The 19556-nt window shown below is 64.3% G+C and carries 14 protein-coding genes; 8 read left to right on the top strand and 6 right to left on the bottom strand.

Translation table 11 applies throughout. The features are described 5' to 3' along the window. Positions 1 to 15 precede the first annotated feature (15 nt). Together PAN31108_RS15110 and msbA are read right to left on the bottom strand one after the other, a co-directional pair. Positions 16 to 597, bottom strand: coding sequence for a peroxidase-related enzyme (locus PAN31108_RS15110; RefSeq protein WP_174995002.1), 582 nt, complete (start codon positions 595 to 597; stop codon positions 16 to 18). 168 nt (positions 598 to 765) lie between these two features. Further along, a complete protein-coding gene (gene msbA, locus PAN31108_RS15115; RefSeq protein ID WP_150669637.1) occupies positions 766 to 2517 on the bottom strand; it encodes a lipid A export permease/ATP-binding protein MsbA in 1752 nt (583 codons plus the stop codon). 163 nt (positions 2518 to 2680) lie between these two features. On the opposite strand from msbA, the gene recQ reads away from it, so the two are divergent. Both recQ and PAN31108_RS15125 read left to right on the top strand, forming a co-directional pair. After that, positions 2681 to 4492 (top strand): DNA helicase RecQ, encoded by a 1812-nt coding sequence (gene recQ / locus PAN31108_RS15120; RefSeq protein WP_150669638.1) that lies wholly within the window; start codon positions 2681 to 2683, stop codon positions 4490 to 4492. 105 nt (positions 4493 to 4597) lie between these two features. Continuing rightward, complete coding sequence (locus PAN31108_RS15125) at positions 4598 to 5359, top strand: glycosyltransferase family 2 protein (RefSeq protein WP_370819663.1); 762 nt, start codon at positions 4598 to 4600, stop codon at positions 5357 to 5359. A 197-nt stretch (positions 5360 to 5556) separates the two neighbouring features. Here the strand turns inward: PAN31108_RS15125 and PAN31108_RS15130 are convergent, their stop codons facing one another. Together PAN31108_RS15130 and dnaE are read right to left on the bottom strand one after the other, a co-directional pair. Further along, on the bottom strand, positions 5557 to 6408 hold the full coding sequence (locus tag PAN31108_RS15130; protein WP_150669639.1) for a glycosyltransferase family 2 protein: 852 nt from the start codon (positions 6406 to 6408) through the stop codon (positions 5557 to 5559). Positions 6409 to 6508: 100 nt separating this feature from the next. Beyond that, the gene (dnaE, locus tag PAN31108_RS15135; RefSeq protein ID WP_150669702.1) at positions 6509 to 10105 is read right to left on the bottom strand and encodes a DNA polymerase III subunit alpha; all 3597 of its coding nucleotides are present in this window, start codon (positions 10103 to 10105) and stop codon (positions 6509 to 6511) included. A 278-nt stretch (positions 10106 to 10383) separates the two neighbouring features. On the opposite strand from dnaE, the gene PAN31108_RS15140 reads away from it, so the two are divergent. From PAN31108_RS15140 to gluQRS, 3 genes are all read left to right on the top strand, one after another. Further along, the gene (locus PAN31108_RS15140) at positions 10384 to 11862 is read left to right on the top strand and encodes an anthrax toxin-like adenylyl cyclase domain-containing protein (protein ID WP_150669640.1); all 1479 of its coding nucleotides are present in this window, start codon (positions 10384 to 10386) and stop codon (positions 11860 to 11862) included. 174 nt (positions 11863 to 12036) lie between these two features. Beyond that, positions 12037 to 12900, top strand: coding sequence for a sulfurtransferase (locus tag PAN31108_RS15145; protein ID WP_150669641.1), 864 nt, complete (start codon positions 12037 to 12039; stop codon positions 12898 to 12900). An 8-nt stretch (positions 12901 to 12908) separates the two neighbouring features. Further along, positions 12909 to 13892 carry a tRNA glutamyl-Q(34) synthetase GluQRS gene (gene gluQRS / locus PAN31108_RS15150; protein ID WP_150669642.1) on the top strand — a complete coding sequence of 328 codons (984 nt, stop codon included), beginning with the start codon at positions 12909 to 12911 and terminating at the stop codon, positions 13890 to 13892. Positions 13893 to 14098: 206 nt separating this feature from the next. Here gluQRS and PAN31108_RS15155 read toward each other — a convergent pair whose 3' ends face one another. Beyond that, a complete protein-coding gene (locus PAN31108_RS15155) occupies positions 14099 to 15589 on the bottom strand; it encodes a DEAD/DEAH box helicase (RefSeq protein WP_150669643.1) in 1491 nt (496 codons plus the stop codon). A gap of 318 nt (positions 15590 to 15907) precedes the next feature. Beyond that, positions 15908 to 16975, bottom strand: coding sequence for a bile acid:sodium symporter family protein (locus tag PAN31108_RS15160; protein WP_150669644.1), 1068 nt, complete (start codon positions 16973 to 16975; stop codon positions 15908 to 15910). 224 nt (positions 16976 to 17199) lie between these two features. Between PAN31108_RS15160 and PAN31108_RS15165 the strand changes: the two genes are divergently transcribed. From PAN31108_RS15165 to wrbA, 3 genes are all read left to right on the top strand, one after another. Next, complete coding sequence (locus PAN31108_RS15165) at positions 17200 to 18120, top strand: LysR family transcriptional regulator (RefSeq protein ID WP_150669645.1); 921 nt, start codon at positions 17200 to 17202, stop codon at positions 18118 to 18120. Positions 18121 to 18254: 134 nt separating this feature from the next. Continuing rightward, complete coding sequence (locus tag PAN31108_RS15170; protein WP_150669646.1) at positions 18255 to 18548, top strand: hypothetical protein; 294 nt, start codon at positions 18255 to 18257, stop codon at positions 18546 to 18548. 286 nt (positions 18549 to 18834) lie between these two features. Continuing rightward, positions 18835 to 19467: an NAD(P)H:quinone oxidoreductase gene (wrbA, locus tag PAN31108_RS15175; RefSeq protein WP_150669647.1), complete on the top strand. Its 633-nt coding sequence runs from the start codon at positions 18835 to 18837 to the stop codon at positions 19465 to 19467. The last annotated feature ends 89 nt before the right edge of the window (positions 19468 to 19556 follow it).

Raw genomic sequence — 19556 nt, forward strand, 5'->3', positions numbered from 1 at the left:
TGTGTGGGCGCGGCCTCACTTGCGAGGCACACGTCCCATCAGGAAAAATTCGTCGTTGGGCCGCATCGAAATGGCATTCGCGATGCGATTCGACATCCCGAAAAACGCCGTGATCGCGGCGATGTCCCAGATGTCCTCGTCATTCAGACCATGACTGCGCAGGCTCGCGTAGTCAGCGTCGTCCACATCCTGCGAGCGCTCGCACACCTTCAGTGCGTAGGCCAGAATCGCCTTCTGACGGTCGGTCAGATCCGCCTTCAGATAGTTGACGGCGATCTGGTCGGCGAGCCGTGGCTGCTTTTCATAGATGCGCACCAGCGCACCATGCGCGACCACGCAATACAGGCACTGATTCACGGCGCTCGTCGCGACGACGATCATCTCGCGCTCGCCCTTGCTCAGATTGCCGTCTTTGAGCATCAGCGCGTCGTGATAAGCGAAAAACGCGCGGAATTCGTCGGGACGGTGCGCCAGTGTGAGAAAGACGTTCGGGATGAAACCGGCCTTCTCCTGGACTTCGTCGATACGCGCGCGGATGTCGGCCGGCAAGGCGGCAAGATCCGGCACGGGAAAACGACTGATCGGCGGCTGGCTCATCATGGTCTCCTCAAAGGCGGGCGGGGGTGTCCGGTGGGCGCCGACGCCGCGATGCAGCCCGCCACGGCGCACCGCAAAACATCACCACGCCCCCTGCTTCATTTCATGCCCTGGCTTCATGCTTCGGCGTCATGCCTTAGCGTCGTGTCCGAATACGTCAGGCGGAAATCACGCCTCTTGCTGCTGCGCGTACTGAATCCGGTGCAGATGGGCATAAAGGCCATTATGCGCCACCAGCGTCTGGTGCGAGCCTTGCTCCACGATCCGGCCGTGTTCGAGCACGACGATCCGGTCGGCGCGTTCGATGGTCGACAGACGGTGCGCGATGACGAGCGTGGTGCGCCCTTGCATCAACACCTCCAGCGCCGCCTGCACGTGGCGCTCCGACTCCGAGTCCAGCGCCGACGTGGCTTCGTCCAGAATCAGGATCGGGGCGTCCTTGTAAATGGCGCGGGCAATCGCCAGACGCTGCCGCTGACCGCCCGACAGGCGCATGCCGTTGTCGCCCACGAGCGTATCGACGCCATCCGGCATCGCGGCGACCGCATCGACCAGATTGGCAGCGCGCAAGGCAGCCTGCACACGCGCCGTGTCGACTGCCTGACCGTACGCAACGTTGGCTGCGATGGTGTCGTTGAACAGCACGACGTCCTGGCTCACGAACGCGATCTGACGGCGCAGATCGGCCAGCCGCAGGTCGGTGAGCGCAATACCGTCGAGCAGGATGCGCCCACCGGTCGGGTCGAAGAAGCGCGGCACCAGATTGACCATGGTCGTCTTGCCGCTGCCCGACGGGCCGACCAGCGCGACCATTTCGCCCGGGGCGACGTCCAACGAAATCTTGTCGAGCGTCGGGCGCTCGCTCGCGCCGTAGTTGAAGCTCACCTGTTCGAACGTCACGCGGCCCTTCGCGCGATCGAGCGTGCGCTCACCGCCGCTCGGCTCGACTTCCACGTCCATGACTTCGAAGATCAGTTCCGCGGCCGTCACGCCGCGTTGCAGCGGTTGGTTGACGTCCATCAGATGCTTGAGCGGAGACACGACGAGCAGCAGCGCCGTAACGAATGCCGTAAAGCCGCCCACGGTCATCTCGCCGGAGGACGACTCGATCATCGCCACCGTGATGACGATAGCCAGCGCCAGCGACGCGAGCGCCTGCGTTACCGGCTGCGCCAGACCGCCCGAGACCGTCACGCGCATGGCATACCCGCGCAGCTTGCTGGTCATCTTGTCGAAGCGGCTTTTCTCGTACTCTTCGCCATTGTGGATCTTCACGACCTTATAGCCGCCGACCGCCTCCTCGACCACGTACGACAGCGCGTTGGTCAGCGTCTGCTGCTCGCGATTCAGACGGCGCAGACGGCGGTTGATCTTGCCGACCAGCCAGCCGATGAGCGGCAAAATGACGGCCACCACCAGCGTCAGTCGCCAGTTCAGATAGAACAGATAGCCCAGCAGGCCGATAACGGTGAGCGAATCGCGCACGAGCGTAATGAGCACCGTAGTGAGCACGCCGAGCACCTGATTGACCTCGAAGACGATCGCGTTGATCAGCGTGCTGGTCGTCTCGCGCTGGTAATAGGACGCCGGCGCATGCAGCAAACGCTCAAACATGCGCACGCGCAGATCGAGCAGCACACGGTTGGAGACCCACGACAGCATGTAGTTGGCCGAATACTGCGCCAGCCCGCGAATGACGGCCAGACCGATCACGGCGGCCGGGACATACCAGAGCTTCCACGGATCGCCGCCGGAAAAGCCCTTGTCGAGCACCGGTTTGAGCACCGCCGGAATCGCCGCTTCGGTCGCTGCGACCAGCGCCATGGCGAGAACGGCCAGCAGGCCCATGTGCCAATAAGGCTGGAGATAGCCCAGCAGACGTCGCAAAATCGGTCCGGCGGGCTTGTGCGGTGCGCTCATGTAAGTCGGGGACGGCAGGAAAACCGCTATTCTAACGTACCGGCCGCTCCCGCCGGGACGTGTCCGAACCGGACTAGGACGCCATCGTAAAAATCTCCTCAATGCCCGATATCCGGGGCCTTCGGCACGCCGAACCCGGGGTGGAACCGGTATACTCCGGCGCATGGCAAGCGCACTCGAAGTCCTCCGTACCGTATTCGGCTATAACGCATTCCGTGGCGATCAGGCCGCCATCGTCGACCATGTGGCCGACGGGGGCGATGCACTCGTGCTCATGCCCACGGGCGGCGGCAAGTCACTCTGCTACCAGATCCCTGCGCTGCTGCGCCCTGGTGTGGGCATCGTCGTCTCCCCGCTCATCGCCCTCATGCAGGATCAGGTCGACGCCTTGCTGCAAGCCGGGGTGCGCGCGGCCTATCTGAATTCCAGCCTCGCCTTCGACGAAGCCATCGATATCGAGCGTCGCGCCGCGCGCGGCGAACTCGATCTGCTTTATGTGGCGCCCGAGCGCCTGCTGACCGAGCGCTTTCTCAACCTGCTCGACCGGCTCGACGAGCGCGGGCAACTGGCGATCTTCGCCATCGACGAAGCGCATTGCGTCTCGCAATGGGGTCACGACTTCCGTCCGGAATACATTCAGCTCTCGGCACTGCACGAACGCTATCCGCGTGTGCCGCGCGTCGCGCTGACCGCGACTGCAGACGCGGCGACACGCGAAGAAATTCAGACGCGGCTCGGTCTGACCGAAGCCCGCCTGTTCGTCTCCAGCTTCGACCGGCCGAACATCCGCTACGAAATCGTCGATCGCGACAATCCGCGCAAGCAGTTGCTGGCCTTTCTGGCGCGGCATCGCGGCGAAGCGGGCATCGTGTACTGCCTGTCGCGCAAGAAAGTGGAAGAAACGGCCGCATGGCTGGAAACGCAGGGCATTCCGGCGCTGCCGTATCACGCCGGGCTCGATGCGGAGGTACGCCGCACCCATCAGCAACGCTTCCTGCGCGAGGAAGGGCTGGTGATGGCGGCGACCGTCGCCTTCGGGATGGGTATCGACAAACCGGATGTACGCTTCGTCGCGCATCTGGACTTGCCCAAGAGCCTGGAAGCCTATTATCAGGAGACGGGCCGGGCCGGTCGTGACGGCGAACCCGCCGAAGCGTGGATGACGTACGGCCTGAACGACGTGGTGGTGCACCGCAGCCGGATCGACGAATCGAACGCCTCCGAGTTGCAAAAGCGCATCGAGCGCCAGAAGCTCGACGCCTTGCTCGGCTATTGCGAAGCGCCGCGCTGCCGTCGCACCGTGCTGTTGTCGTATTTCGGCGAAACGAGCGAGCCGTGCGGCAACTGCGACGTCTGCCTCAACCCGCCCGAGGTGTTCGACGGCACCATTGCGGCCCAAAAAGCGCTCTCTGCCATTTTGCGGACCGGTCAACGCTTTGGCGCTGGCCATCTGGTCGATCTGCTGCGTGGGCGCAGCACCGACAAGATTCGTCAGTTCGGGCATGAGACCCTGCCGACTTTCGGCGTAGGCGGCGAAATGGACGATCAGGGCTGGCGCGCGGTGTTTCGCCAGTTGATCGCGCACGGCATCATCGAGCCGGACAGCAGCCAGTACGGGGCGCTCACGCTCAACGCGGCGGCGCGCCCGGTGCTCAAGGGCGAGACGACCGTGTCGCTGCGACGCCAGCAGCGACCGACTGCGGGCAAGAAAAGCCGCTTCGCCGGATATGCATCGTCGCCTGCCATCGAACTGGATGTGGCCGATCAGCAAGTCTTCGAAAAGCTTCGCGCGTGGCGCCAGGAGATGGCCAAGACACAGGCCGTGCCGGCGTACGTTATCCTGCATGACCGTACGTTACGAGAGCTTGCGCAACGCCGTCCGCGTCATCGCGACGGGTTGGTGGATATTTCCGGCCTGGGCGAAGCGAAGATCGAGCGCTACGGCGAAGCGCTGGTCGAACTGCTCAATGCCTGAGCGGCGTACCGGATCGATGCCACCGAGCCAGGCCATACCGGCCATGCATACGTGGCAGTGCTTTTATCGCCCTCTGTTTCGTCCACCCAACACCCCGTGCCGACCATGCCCGACACGCAACGCCTGCCGATCTCGGTGACGATTCTCACCCGCAACGAGCGTCACAACATTGCCGAGTGCATTGCGTCGGTGAAGCCCTTTGCCGCGCAGATCGTCGTGCTCGACAGCGCGAGCACGGACGGCACCGCAGACATTGCGCGCGACGCCGGTGCGGAAGTGCATATCACGCCGGACTGGCCCGGCTTCGGCCCGCAGAAGAATCGTGCGTTGTCGCACGCCACGCAGCCGTGGGTGCTGTCGCTCGACGCCGACGAGCGGGTGACGCCCGAGTTGGCCGCCGACATCGCGGCCGCCATCATGGGCGCCATGCATAGCGGGTATCGCATGCCGCGCTTGTCGCAATTCCTCGGACACTGGGTGAAGCACTGCGGCTGGTACCCGGACTACGTGCTGCGGCTGTTTCGTCGCGACGCCGGGCGCTTTTCCGACAATCTCGTGCATGAGCGCGTCATCGTCGATGGCGAGATCGGCACCCTCGCCCATCATCTGCTGCACTACAGCTATACCGAAGCCCGTCAGGTCGAGGACAAAGTGCAGCGCTACGCGCAGGCCGGCGCCAAAGAGATGGCCTTGCGCGGCAAACGCGTCTCGCCGCTCAAGCCTTGGATCAATGGCGGATGGGCGTTCGTTCGCACTTATGTGTTGCGCCGGGGGTTTCTCGATGGCGCGACCGGCGTCGCGATTGCCCGCATGAACGCCCGCAGCGCCTTCCTGAAATACGCGCTGCTCAGACGCGGCGAGGTATGAGCGGAAGGTGTGCGCGGAAGGTATGAGTGGACGATGTCACCGGAGCGTGTCGCGACCTGAGATACGCCCGGCACCGATAGCCCGATAGCCCGATAGCGCATACGCAAAAACGGACGCCTCAGGCGTCCGTTTTCGTATGACACGCATGCGTCGACAATGTGTCGTGAATGCGTAGTGAATACATGGCAAATGCGTCGCTATTTCGCCAGCGCCCGCTTGATGCGCGAGCGGAACAGTTGCCAGCGCAACTTGCCGTCGTCGACCGGCTCGGCCAGACGGCCATCGCTGCCGGCCGGCACAGGCGTGCCGCGACGCAGATAGTAGCGATCGAAAATCGACTGCGTCATGCCCCACTTGCGCAGGAACTGCGTACGCCCGTCGTTCTTCACGACCTTGCCCGTGCTCTTGCACTGGAAGTGGTACACCAGACTCGCGCCCACGCCGACGAAACGTCGCGCGCCCGCCGCCCACATCTTCATCGAGAAGTCGTTGTCGCTGCTCATGCCCGGGCTCAACTCGGTGCTGTAGCCCCCCACGAGGAACCACCAGTCGCGATGCACGAGCGTGGGCGGCCAGGTCGCGCCGAACCAGTCGGGCTTCCGGTACGTGGGCACGGCGGCAAGCAGCCCTGCCTCGTCGAACTTGTCGACGTCACGACCGAAGTCATGCACCAGCACGCACGGGTTGCCGGTGTCGACCGGCTCGATCATCGTGCCCGAGAGCATGAACGCCTTGTCGGGCATGGCTTCGGCTCGCTCGACCAGCGCGGTATCCCACCCCGGGCAGCAATACATGTCGTCATTGAGATAAACGATGTACTTCTCGCGAGCAAGCGCCGCCGCCTGATTGACGGCGTAGCAGATACCGATGTTCTCGGCAGACGCCGTATGCTCGATGCCCTCGGCCCTCACCCAGTCGAGCGAGCCGTCGGCGCCATCGTTGACGTGCACGATGATCTGATGCGGATAGCGCGAGTTCTGGCGAATGCTGCGCACGCAGAGTTGCAGCAAGGCAAGGTTGTTCCACGTAGGAACGATGATGGAGAACATCCGGATTTCCTTGTTGTGTCGAACGCCGGGCTGGCGAGCGACGTCGAATGCCCGACGCCCCCCTCACAGCCGTACCTCAATGCATCAGGGCATCAGGGCATCAATAGATGACTTGTACCGAGTCGGTCGTCAGCCACTGACGAAGCTCGCCCAGCAGTTCGTCGCCCGGCTGCACGTTCCAGTCGTCGCCGAGACGGGACTCGCATTCGGCGTCGGAGCGGCGATACACGATGTGCACCGGCAGGCCGTTTTGCTTGTCCGAATCGCCGTCGCCGTTGCCATTGCCGTTGCGTCGACCGAATCCACCGCCGCCGCCGCCACTATGAAAGCCACCACCACCACCACCACCACCACCGCCACCGCCCGCACCGGCCGTCGCGGCCACGCGGTACATCGTGCAGTGCGGTTGCAGCGTGGCGCGCAGGCGTGTCCAGTCGGCATTGCCGTTGAACGACAACTTCAACGCCCGCGCATAGCGAGCACGCGCCCGGCCGAGGTCCATCAGGCTCTCCACGGTGAAGCGCAGGCCGCCCGTGAAGCTGTCGGGACGCGCGTTGCCGTGCACGATCAGCAGTTCGTCTTCCTTGAAGAGGTGCTTGTTCGCCTCGAATTGCTCGTTGAAGATCGTGACTTCGAGTGTGGCCGTGCCGTCGTCCAGTTGCACGATCAGCATCTTCCCCCGCTGCGTCATCATCGTGCGCATGCTGGAGATCACGCCGGCCACCAGCCGGTCGCGCCCTTCCGACAGGTCCTTGATGCGGGTGCGCACGAAGCGGCGCACTTCGTCCGAATACGAATCGAACATATGCCCCGACAGGTAAAAGCCGAGCGCCTGCTTCTCTTCCTGCAACTTACGTTTGTCGGTCCAGGCCGGCTCGTCCGCCAGTTCCAGCGGCGCTTGCAGGCTTTCGTCTCCAAGATCGAACAGGCTGACCTGATTGGCCGCAGCGCTCGCCTGTTCGGCCGCTTCCATGGCCATGGGCACGGACGCCATCAACTGCGCCCGGTTATCGTGAATCGAATCGAACGCACCGGCGCGAATCAGCGCTTCGATCGTGCGACGGTTCACCACGCGGCGGTCGATACGTGCGCAGAAGTCGAACAGATCGGTAAACGGCTTGTCCTCACGGGCACGCAGAATTTCTTCGATGGCCGACTGCCCGCTTCCCTTGATGGCACCCAGACCGTAGCGCACGGTCTTCGAGTCCGCCGGCTCGAACCGGTACGCAGAGACGTTGACGTCCGGGGGGAGCACGCCCAGGCCGTTGGCCGGCGAGAGGCAATCTTCGTAGAGAATCTTGACCTTGTCGGTGTCGTCCATGGCCAAGCTCATGTTGGCGGCCATGAATTCGGCAGGATGGTGCGCCTTCAGCCACGCCGTGTAATAGGCGAGCAGCGCGTACGCCGCAGCGTGCGACTTGTTGAAGCCGTAGCCCGCGAACTTTTCCATCAAGTCGAAGATTTCGTCCGACTTCTCGCGCGTCAGACCGTTCTCGGCAGCACCCTTGGCGAAGATCTCGCGGTGCTCGGCCATTTCCTCGGCCTTCTTCTTGCCCATCGCGCGACGCAACAGGTCGGCGCCACCGAGCGAGTAACCGCCGATGATCTGCGCCATCTGCATCACCTGCTCCTGATAGACCATGATGCCGTAGGTCTCCTGGAGCACCGGCTCGACGCGCGGATCCGGATATTCCGTTTTTTCGCGGCCGTGCTTACGGGCGCAGAAGCTCGGAATCAGGTCCATCGGGCCCGGACGATACAACGCGACCAGCGCAATGATGTCCTCGAAGCGGTCCGGCTGGGCGTCCTTCAGCATGCCCTGCATGCCGCGGCTTTCCAACTGGAACACGGCGACCGTGTTGGCCTTCTTCAGAATGCTGAACGCCGCCGGGTCCGTGAGCGAGACCTGATCGAGCGACCAGTCCGCCATCTCCGGATGCAGGCGCTTGATGTAGCGCTCGGCCCAATTCAGGATCGTGAGCGTGGTCAGGCCCAAGAAGTCGAACTTCACCAGACCGACGGCTTCCACGTCGTCCTTGTCGTACTGACTCACCACGCCGCTGGCGTCTTCGCCACTGCCTTGCGTGTAGAGCGGGCAGAAGTCGGTGAGCTTGCCCGGTGCGATCAGCACCCCCCCCGCGTGCATGCCGACGTTACGCGTCAGCCCCTCCACGCGCTGCGCCAGCTCGATCAACTGCTTGACTTCGTCTTCCGTCTGATAACGCTCGGCGAGTTGCGGCTCTTCCTTGAGCGCGTCGTCGATGGTGACGTGCTTGCCCGGCTTGAACGGGATGAGCTTGGAGATGCCGTCGACGAAGTTGTAACCGAGATCGAGCACACGGCCCACGTCGCGCACCGCCGCCTTGGCCGCCATCGAGCCGAAGGTGGCGATCTGCGAGACGGCGTCCGCACCGTACTTTTCCTTCACGTACTGAATGACGCGATCGCGGCCGTCCTGACAGAAGTCGATGTCGAAGTCGGGCATCGAGACGCGTTCCGGATTCAGGAAACGCTCGAACAGCAGGTTGTATTTGAGCGGGTCGAGGTCGGTGATGCCCAGCGCATAGGCGACGAGCGAACCGGCGCCCGAACCACGGCCCGGACCGACCGGCACGCCGTTGTTCTTCGCCCACTGAATGAAGTCGGCCACGATCAGGAAGTAGCCGGGGAAGCCCATCTTGATGATCGTGCCGGTCTCGAAATCGAGACGCTTGTAATACTCGGGGCGCTGCTTCTCGCGCTCGGCCTCGTCCGGGTACAGCATCGCCAGCCGCGTCTCCAGCCCTTCCCTCGAGAGCTGGACGAGATAGTCGTCGAGCGACATGCCGTCCGGCGTCGGGAAAAGCGGCAGCTTCGGCTTGCCCAGTTCGAGCGTCAGGTTGCAGCGCTTGGCGATTTCGACGGTGTTGGCGATCGCGGACGGCACGTCTTCGAACGCGGCGATCATGTCGTCCTGCGTGCGGAAGCTCTGGTCCTGCGTGAAACGCCGCACCCGCCGGGCATTGCCGAGCATCTCGCCTTCCGAAATACACACGCGCGCTTCGTGCGCGGTGAAATCGTCGGCGGTCATGAACTGGATCGGATGCGTGGCGACGACCGGCAGCCCGGCCCTCGCCGCCAACTGCACCGCCTGCTGCACATACGTTTCCATCCCTTGCTGGCCGGTGCGTTGCAGTTCGATGTAGAACGCGCCGGGGAACACGCTCGCCCAGTGCTTCGCACATTGCAACGCCAGCTCCGCATTGCCCGCCGCCAACGCCGCGCCGACATCGCCCATCTGGGCGCCGGACAGCGCGAGCAGACCGCGCGCGAGACCGTCGGGCTGCAGCCATGACGACTCGATCTCCGCTCGGCCCCGGTACTGGTTGCCGAGCCACGCTTTAGAGAGCAACTGGCAAAGGTTCAGATAGCCTTCGCGGTCGCGCGCGAGGAGCAGCAATCGCGACGGCTTGTCGCGGTCGGCCGGATTCGTGATCCAGGCGTCGCAGCCGATGATCGGCTTGACGCCCTTGCCACGGGCTTCCTTGTAAAAACGGATGGCCCCGAACATGTTCGCGAGGTCGGTGAGCGCGAGCGCGCCCTGACCGTCCTTGGCGGCGGCCTTGACGACGTCGTCGAGCCGCACGATGCCATCGGCGATCGAGTATTCGGAGTGGAGACGGAGGTGGACGAAACGAGGTTCTGACATGGGCCGTATTGTAACGCGGCCTCCCCCGGATTGACCGCCTTCGCATCGGTGTGCGGCACGACGACGCGCGTCGCCCCGCCGGGTCCGGGATCCGGCGAGCAGCGCAGGCCGCGCAGCGCCGGCGCACCTGCATAGCGGCACAGTTGCACCGTTGCTTTAGGCCCACGCCACCCCATGAGCGAATTCGAATATCCCGCCCGCACGCCGATTGCCCAGACTACGCGGTCCCGAAAAATCCGGCAAACCACGTATTCGCCGCTATCTCAAAAAATTGACTCCAACCGTCCATGCAAATCTCGCGTTACGGGCCACCTGCGGCCCTGACGTCGCAAACCGCGACGCCCCCTCCCACCGTCCACAAGAACCGTCCCGGTGTGTCGCCTGTCGAGACGTCTGCCGCGCCCGATGTGTCAGCGTCGCCGGACACCCCTCAATCGCCCGACGCCGCCGGCTTGAGCGAAACCGATACGGAAGCGCGCGCGACGCATCACCACGACGATTCAGGCTATGAGAGTTACGAGGACGGCGGCAACGGCGCGCACGACGCCGAGACCGATGCCGCCCACGACGCATGGCGTATCGGCAGCCGAACCTTCGATCAACTGCGGCGCGCCCTGATCGGCGTGAGCAACGCCCGCCGCGATGTCGCGTTCGACGCCCATGGCGCCGGCGGTTGTGACGCAACGACGACCACGACCACAACGACACACGAAATCGGCACATCGGCGTCCCGGCGACGTGAAACGTCGATGCCGGCGTTCGCCGAGGCCATTCAGCGCGTATCGAATCAGTACAACGTGGTCATCGGTCTGCGCCGACCGAACGCGTTGGGTCAATCGCTGCTGCATGAGGGCTTTCCCACGAAGAACTTCCACGTCAAAGCAAAGTCGAGCGCGTCGGGCCCCACGGCGGGCTTCGTGCCGGTCGACGCGAAGTACGCCAAGGTCGACGTCGAGCAATGGGAAAAGCAGGCCAAGTCCGTTGCCAGCGCGTTGAAAGCCGGCGCAAAAGCGGTAGGCCTGCGGCTCAGCCCGGCGCGCGTGGCGGAATTGCTGGCTCACGGGGCAATGAGGCACGTCGGCGGAGAGACCTATCAGGCGACCTATCCGGCAGGGGAGATGACGTTCTCCCTGCGCCCGGCCAGCACCGGTGCCGCCGGCGTCCATGGCGCACATGAAGCCCCTGATGCCCCTGATGCCCTCAGCGTGTTCGATGCCGCCGGACAACCGGTGACCGTCCTGACCAACCCGCCGGAATTGCCCGGCGGCTTTGCCAAAGACAAGGCGATCGTGGCCAACCCGTTGCCGATGACTGCCGATTACGATCTCTTCTGCCTGTTTTCGCGCCAGCAGCGCGACGTCGACCGATTACCCATGCCGGTGCAGCCGCGCGTGGTCGCAGGGCCGAAAGATCCGTCGCGAAATCTTGCCTCGCAGTACCTGGGGGCTGTGGCGACAGGGCAGCGTCAACCGGAAGACCCGAACATGGGCAATATTTCGTTCTTTCACCGCACCATCGTCGACGCGCTCAACACCGCCGTCGCCCGCGACGGTTACCGGGGTGGCAAGCTCTTCTGGCACAACGCCGAGAACGGCAACCCGTTCTCGCCCGGCTTTGCCAGCGTGGACGCCCCGCTGTTCTTCATCCCCGATAAGCCCGCGCCCTTGAGCGCATCGAGTCTGGACGACCTGACCGCCGTCATGGGCGAGTTGCAGGCGCTGGGGTATGCCGCGAAGCTGAGCCCGCGCCTGTCGGTGCACGCCTGATGCCGGCGGGCTGAAGGGGGTCGGCGGCGGGCAGTCGGGGCGACATCGAGACGCCCGCCTGCCCGCCGCATCCCTGCGTCAACCCGACGCTTTGTCTTGAATCAAGCACGAACTTGTACTGAATCGGCGATAATGGCGGTTTATTGCTTCACGCTTTTGCGGAATTCCGTTGCCATGTCTATCGTCAACATCGCTGCGTACAAGTTCGTCACGCTCGACGACATCGCGACCCTGCGTCCGGCCCTGCTCGAACGCTGTCAGGCGCTCGACCTGAAGGGCACCATCCTGCTCGCGCCGGAGGGCATCAACCTGTTTCTGGCAGGCTCGCGCGAGGCGATCGACGCGTTCCTCGGCGGTCTGCGTGCAGACGCCCGCTTCGCCGACCTGGAAGTCAAGGAAAGCCTCTCGGACGATCAGCCGTTTCGCCGGATGCTGGTGCGTCAGAAGAAAGAAATCATCACCATGAAGATGCCGGTCATCAAGCCGGCCGACGGACGCGCCCCGGGTGTCGATCCCGCCACGCTCAAGCGCTGGCTCGACGCCGGCCAGGACGACGAAGGCCGTCCGGTCGTGATGCTCGATACACGCAACGACTTCGAAGTCGATGTGGGCACGTTCGACAACGCCGTCGACTACCGTCTGACGAAATTCTCGGAATTCCCTGACGTCATCGCCGCACATCGAGCAGACTTTGAGGGCAAGACCATCGTGTCGTTCTGCACGGGCGGCATCCGTTGCGAGAAGGCCGCCATCTATATGCGCGACATCGGGCTCGAACATACGTATCAGCTCGACGGTGGCATTCTCAAGTATTTCGAGGACGTGGGCGGCGCGCACTATCGCGGCGACTGTTTCGTGTTCGATTACCGCACAGCGCTCACGCCGGAACTTGCCCCCTCCACGACCCGGCAGTGCTTCGCCTGCCGCGCCGTGGTGACGGCCGAGGATCAGCGCAGCCCCGATTACATCGAAGGCGAGCAGTGCCCGGCCTGTGTCGATACGCGCGTTGACACGCCTGTCGCCGCCACGTCGGCCTGAACCCGCAGGTGGCCCACGCTTCGGCGCTCGACGCCACCGAGACCTCCGCCGAGCGTCCCGCTGCACCTGACACGCCCCGGTCAGCGCGCCATGATCACCGGCATCGCGGGTATCGCGGGCGCTTCGCGCCCTCCCCGACCGGGCCGCTCCACCGTGGCTCGCTCGTTACCGCGCTGGCCAGTTGGCTCGACGCGCGTGCGCACGACGGCGTCTGGATCGTGCGCATGGAAGACCTCGACGAACCCCGATGCGTGCCCGGCGCGGCCGAGGATATTCTCGACACGCTGACCCGTCTCGGGCTGCACTCCGATGAGCCCATCGTCTGGCAAAGCCACCGGCACGCCCGCTACGCACAAGCGCTCGAAGCGCTGAGCGCTCGCGGACTCGTCTACCCGTGCGGCTGTACCCGTCGAGAAATCGCGGACTCGCTCACCCGGGTGCATGCCCGTCACAGCACGCTCGCGTATCCGGGCACCTGTCGCGCCGGCCTGCGCGGCAAGCCGGCGCGTGCCTGGCGGCTGAGAGTCCCGGATGGCGACGCGGCGCTGGTGCGCTTCGACGATCGTTGGATGGGGCCGCAAGCGCAGCATCTGGCCACCGAAGTCGGGGATTTCGTGCTAAAACGCGCAGACGGCCAATGGGCCTACCAACTGGCCGTCGTCGTGGACGATCAGGTGCAGGGCATCACCGATGTCGTGCGCGGCGCGGACCTGCTCGACTCCACCGCCCGCCATATCTATCTGCAAGCCTGTCTGGGCGCTCCGACGCCGCGCTATCTGCACGTGCCGCTCGTCATGGCCGACGACGGCGAGAAGCTCAGCAAGCAGAACGGCGCCGCCCCGCTACGCCTCGACACGCCCGAAGCGACACTCGCCGCATTGCAAGAGGCCGCAGCACACCTCGGTTTGCCGACGGTGCTCGCAGGCGTCGCCCATCTCGACGACTTCTACGCAGCCGCTGTGCGGGCGTGGCGGGAACGGTTCGGCGGTTAAGGCCGAGCCCGTCACCGCACTTGTCGGGGCCATATCGAAGTCGCCGCACCGCCGCTGCGATTGGCGTCTCATCTGGCGTCTCATTGGTGTCTCGATTGGCGTCTCGATTGGCGGGCCTGATGACTCTCCGTTCCAAACGAAAAAAGCCAGCGCAACGACGCTGGCTTCTCGCAAACGCCGCGCCGACAACGCAGCGCGTGACGTACTTAACTGCCCGGCTTGCGCGGGAATCCCGCCAGCAGCGCGGCAACCTGACGCTTCGGCGCCTTGTCGGCAGGCACACCGAACGCGCTCGTCGCATTCGCATCATGCGACGCACGGCTGTCGCGCTGCGACTCGCCAGCCGACGGCGACGGCTCATACGGCTTATAGAAGAACTCGTCTTCCGGACGCACGCGACGCGGCATCGCGCTACCGCTGCTGCGACCGGCGCGCAGGCCATCGTGACGGCTGTGACGATCGCCACGCTCACTGCGTTCACCTCGTTCACTACGCTCGTATCGATCACCGCGATCGTCACGCGAACGCCCGCGGCGCTCCAGCGCCAGTTCACCACGCTTGAGTTCGCGCTTGATCAGCTTCTCGATTTCCACGAGTTGCTTGCGTTCGTCCGGCGCGCACAGCGAAAGCGCCACACCCGACGCCCCTGCACGGCCAGTACGACCGATACGGTGCACGTAGTCTTCCGCGTTGTACGGCAGATCGTAGTTGATCACGCCCGGCAAATCCGTGATGTCCAGACCGCGCGCCGCAACGTCGGTCGCCACGAGCGCGCGAATGCCGCCTTGCTTGAACGCTTCGAGCGCCTGCATGCGCTCGTTCTGCGATTTGTCGCCGTGAATGGCGGCCGTCACAACACCGTCGCGCTCCAGCTGACGCGCCAGACGGCTCGCGCCGATCTTGCTGTTGACGAACACGATGACCTGCTTGAGGTCGCGTTCGTTGAGAATCTGCACCACGGCGGCGCGCTTGTCGTCTTCATCCACTTCGTAGACGACCTGCTCGACCGTATCGGCCGTCGCGTTGCGACGCGCCACTTCGATCGTGACCGGGTTGGAGAGGTAGCTCGATGCGAGCTTCTTGATGTCGTTGGAGAACGTGGCCGAGAAGAGCAGCGTCTGGCGCTGCTTCGGCAGCAAATTCAGAATGCGCTGAAGATCCGGCAGGAAGCCCATGTCCAGCATGCGGTCGGCTTCGTCGAGCACCAGCATCTTCACCTGGCTCAGGTTCACCGTCTTCTGCTCGACGTGATCGAGCAGACGACCGGGCGTGGCGATGAGAATCTCGACGCCGCGTCGCAACGCATCTTTCTGAGGATTCATGTCCACACCACCGAACACCACGGTATTTCGCAGCGGTGTGTGGGCGGCGTACAAGCGAACGTTATCGGCCACCTGATCGGCGAGTTCGCGCGTCGGCGTGAGGATCAGCGCGCGCACCGGGTGGCGGGCGGGCGATGCACTCGTGTTGGCGTCGGGCAGCAGGCGCTGAATGATCGGCAGCGAGAAACTTGCGGTCTTGCCGGTGCCCGTTTGCGCGGCGCCCATGACATCGCGGCCGGACAGCACCACGGGGATGGCTTGTGCCTGGATCGGCGTCGGCTGGGTGTAACCCTGCTCGGCGATGGCCCGCAAGATGTCCGCATGCAGCCCAAAGCTCTCGAAGCCGGGGGTCGGAACAGCATTTACATCAGCCATGATGAAGGGACATCTCTTTTAAAAAAACGGGGGCCGCCACGCGGAAGGGTTTCCGCATCAAAGCTCACTCGCGAAGATTCAAGGGGCGCTGCGCGCCATGCTCGAGGCTGGCGCGAGAGGGGTCTGTCGGGTAACAGATGCGTCGGGCGCCGGCGGACCAGGGTGGTCGTCAAGAAGCGAAACAGACGCAATTCTAACACTTGCGCACGACCAACGTGTGACAACGGGCCTTCCCCCGCCATGACCGCGATGCTTACGGCCCCCATATTCCGTGGTCTGAGCCCTGGTCTCGGCACGGTGCGCCAGCGCAACGGCGCCTTAACGGCCCGCACCGGCGTTGGCGCTGCTGCCGTCGGACTTGCCCGGCTTGGCGCCGGGAACCGCTTTGCCCGCTACCGGCTTCACCGCCTGCGCCGGGCGCTGGCGATTGGCGTAACGCTGGGCAAGCACGGCGCACACCATCAATTGCATCTGGTGAAACAACATCAGCGGCAAAACGATGGCGCCGAGCGGACCGGTCGCGAACAGCACCTTGGCCATGGGGATGCCGCTCGCGAGGCTCTTCTTCGAGCCGCAGAAGACGATGGTGATCTCATCTTCCCGCGAAAACCCGAGCCAGCGGGCCGAATACGTCGTCAATGCAAGCATGACGGCCAGAATCACCGCGCAGCAGCCGATCAGACCGAGCAACGCCAGCGGCGGAATCTGATGCCACAGCCCGGTGTTCACCGCTTCGCTGAACGCCGTGTAGACGACCAGCAGAATCGAGCCCTGATCGACCACCTTGAGCAGGCCGCGATGGCGCTCGACCCATTTGCCGATGGCCTTGCGCGAGAGCTGGCCGGCAATGAACGGCACCAGCAGTTGCAGCATGATGTTGCCGATGGAGTCGAACGGCGACGCGCCGCCGCTACCGTCGTGATGCACCACGATCAGCCCGACGAGCACCGGCGTGATGAAAATGCCGAACAGGCTCGATGCCGACGCGCTGCACACCGCAGCCGGGACGTTGCCCCGCGCCATGGAGGTGAAGGCGATGGCCGATTGCACGGTGGCCGGCAGCGTGCACAGGAAAAGAATGCCCAGATAAAGCTCCGGGGTCACCATCCACGACAGCACGGGTTTGAGCGCCACACCGATGATCGGGAACATCACGAACGTGCTGGCGAACACCAGCAGGTGCAAACGCCAGTGCGTGGCGCCCGCGAGCACCGCCTCGCGCGAAAGCTTGGCGCCGTGCAGGAAGAACAATGCGGCAATCGCCACGTTGGTCAGCAGGTTGAAGGCGACTTCACCCTCGCCGTGGGCCGGCAGGAAGCTCGCCAGCGCAACGGTGGCAACCAGCATCAACGTGAAATTGTCGGGAAGGAAACGCGGTCTGGCCATCGTCTATCTCGAATACTCTCTCTCGAATGCGTCTGAAACGACAAAGCCCGTCCGCCAGAACACGGGACGTGACGGCGTCTGGGCCGTCAGCGAGGGTCAACCGCCGAGTGCGGGCTCGAAAAGTGACCGGAAGTGTGTGCTTGCGCTACGGGTTTTCACGTATTAGAGCGCAAGGGTAGTTAAAATACAAATTCATTTAAAAATTTTATTCATACCAAATACGCATGAATATCTCGCTCCGGCAACTCAAAGTGTTCCTAGCAGTCGCCGGGCACGGCAGTTTCAGCCGGGCCGGCGAGGATATCGGTCTCACCCAGCCCGCCGTGAGTCGCTGCATCCGGGAATTGGAGCAGGAACTCGGGCTCAAGCTGGTGGACCGCACCACACGGGAAGTCACGCTGACCGAAGTGGGCGCCAGCCTCTCGGCCACGCTCGCCCGGGTGCTGGACGAGTTGGAAAGCGCCCTGCGCGACACACATGGACTCGCCGAGGAGCGCCGGGGCCGGGTGCGCGTGGCGAGCGCACCGACCATTTCCGCGAATCTCATGCCCGAGTGCATTTCGGCCTGCGCGGCCCGTTATCCGGACATCACGCTGATGCTGCGCGATCAGGTGCAGACGCTGGCGACCGACAGTGTGCGGCATGGCGAAGTGGATTTCGGCGTGATCGTCGCCTCCGAGGGTACGGACGATCTCGTCGGCGAACCCATCATGGTCGAACCGTTTCTCGTGGTGTGCGACCGCTCACATCGCTTTGCCCAACAAACTCAGGTGACGTGGAATGCGCTCAACGGCGAGAAGCTGGTGTTACTCGATTACGCGTCCGGCAGCCGACCGCTGATCGACCGGGCGCTCGCCGAGCACGGCGCTTACTGTCAGGTGACGCAGGAAGTCGGCCATGCGATTACCGTCTTTCGTATGGTCGAGGCCGGCATCGGCATCAGCATCATGCCCGCGCTGGCGCTGCCCGCCATGCCGGGGTTCGAAGCGCCGGGCAGCCGCCTCGTGGCCCTGCCGCTCACGCCGCAGATCGACCGCACCATCATGCTCGTGCGCCGCAAGAACCGCACCCTCTCGCCTGCCGCACAGTCTGTCTGGGAACTGATTCAGCAAATCACGGCGGCGCAACGTTCACCCACAAAGTAAGTGAGCGTTTGCTACAATACGAGGGCGTCGACTCCCCCCAAAAGTGCGTGACTGTGCCAACGGGCGTCTGCCCCGCCATCGTGCCTCGACGCCATGCCCGCGCCCTGCGGGCATTGTGTTTCCGGTACGGCGTCATGGACTTGATCATCAAATACTTCAGTCCGCTGTGGCTTTTCCACGCGGCAGCCGATCTGTCTTTCTGGCAGCGGCATCAACTCGACCCGCGTATGCAGATCGTGAGTCGCTTCATGTGGCGGTATGTCATGCGTTGGTGCGTCGTGAGCGCCATGCTGCTCGTGCCTGCGGCCGTGATGGCGCATGGCCTCGCGGCAACCGGCCTTGCGCTGGCCGGAGGCTTCTCGGCGAGCGTGACGGTACTGATGGCCGCGCTGGCCCTGGGCTGCCTCATCGGCTCGCGCCTGCGCTAGCGCGCTGACGAGGGCTGACAGAGCTGGCAGGCGCCGACAGGCGTTAGCCGAACGCTGCCGGTCAACGCCCTGGCGCTCCTTGGCGGCAGGGCGCACCGGAAGGCGCGCCGCCACCGTCAGCGGCAGGACGGGGTGCGGCGCGACATGCGGCAAATCGTCTCGCGGGGCATCTCCTCAGCCCCAGGCAGAGCGTTTCATCACGTGAGTCGGCTATGATGGAACGGCTTGTCTGGCGCGCGCATCGGCATGTCAGGCTGGCATCTCTTGACCCCCTAAGGAGATCCCCATGGCCAACGCCAAGATCCTGGTGGTGTTCTATAGCATGTACGGGCACATCTACAAGATGGCCGAAGCGGTTGCCGAAGGCGCACGCAGCGTCGCCAGCGCCGAAGTCACTGTCATGCAAGTCCCTGAACTGGTGCCCGACGACGTGCTCGAGAAGAGCGGCGCCAAGGCCGCACGCGCGGCGTTTGCGAACGTGCCGGTCGCACGTGTCGAGCAACTCGCCGACTACGATGCGATCATTTTCGGCACACCGACCCGCTTCGGCAACATGACCGCGCAGATGCGCAACTTCCTCGACCAGACCGGCGGCCTCTGGGCCAAAGGCGCCCTCGTCGGAAAAGTCGGCAGCGTATTCGCCAGCACGGCCACGCAGCATGGCGGACAGGAAACGACCATCACCAGCTTCCACACCACACTGCTCCACCACGGCATGGTGATCGTCGGCGTGCCGTACACCGAACCCGGTCTGACCAACATGGGAGAGATCACCGGCGGCACGCCGTATGGCGCCACGACGCTGGCGGCCGGCGACGGCTCCCGTCAGCCCAGCGAGAACGAACTGAAGATTGCAAAGACGCAGGGCCGCCATGTGGCGGAAATCGCCGCCGCACTCAAGCACGGACGCGCGCTCTGATCTAACGGCGCCGTCAGCCGCGCGCCGCCGGCCGACGCGGCTGGCGGCGCCCCCCTCCACAGCCCCTTCGGCTCCCCTTCCGACGCGAT

The sequence above is a fragment of the Pandoraea anhela genome, from assembly GCF_902459655.1.
Classification (GTDB): Bacteria; Pseudomonadota; Gammaproteobacteria; order Burkholderiales; family Burkholderiaceae; genus Pandoraea; species Pandoraea anhela.

Excerpts from the sequence above, each read along its gene's own strand:
- wrbA (WP_150669647.1), top strand. The coding sequence starts at position 18,835 with ATGGCCAACGCCAAGATCCTGGTGGTGTTCTATAGCATGTACGGGCAC.
- PAN31108_RS15110 (WP_174995002.1), bottom strand. The coding sequence starts at position 597 with ATGAGCCAGCCGCCGATCAGTCGTTTTCCCGTGCCGGATCTTGCCGCC.
- PAN31108_RS15170 (WP_150669646.1), top strand. The coding sequence starts at position 18,255 with ATGGACTTGATCATCAAATACTTCAGTCCGCTGTGGCTTTTCCACGCG.
- recQ (WP_150669638.1), top strand. The coding sequence starts at position 2,681 with ATGGCAAGCGCACTCGAAGTCCTCCGTACCGTATTCGGCTATAACGCA.
- PAN31108_RS15160 (WP_150669644.1), bottom strand. The coding sequence starts at position 16,975 with ATGGCCAGACCGCGTTTCCTTCCCGACAATTTCACGTTGATGCTGGTT.
- PAN31108_RS15130 (WP_150669639.1), bottom strand. The coding sequence starts at position 6,408 with ATGTTCTCCATCATCGTTCCTACGTGGAACAACCTTGCCTTGCTGCAA.
- PAN31108_RS15125 (WP_370819663.1), top strand. The coding sequence starts at position 4,598 with ATGCCCGACACGCAACGCCTGCCGATCTCGGTGACGATTCTCACCCGC.
- PAN31108_RS15155 (WP_150669643.1), bottom strand. The coding sequence starts at position 15,589 with ATGGCTGATGTAAATGCTGTTCCGACCCCCGGCTTCGAGAGCTTTGGG.
- PAN31108_RS15140 (WP_150669640.1), top strand. The coding sequence starts at position 10,384 with ATGCAAATCTCGCGTTACGGGCCACCTGCGGCCCTGACGTCGCAAACC.
- PAN31108_RS15165 (WP_150669645.1), top strand. The coding sequence starts at position 17,200 with ATGAATATCTCGCTCCGGCAACTCAAAGTGTTCCTAGCAGTCGCCGGG.
- msbA (WP_150669637.1), bottom strand. The coding sequence starts at position 2,517 with ATGAGCGCACCGCACAAGCCCGCCGGACCGATTTTGCGACGTCTGCTG.
- PAN31108_RS15145 (WP_150669641.1), top strand. The coding sequence starts at position 12,037 with ATGTCTATCGTCAACATCGCTGCGTACAAGTTCGTCACGCTCGACGAC.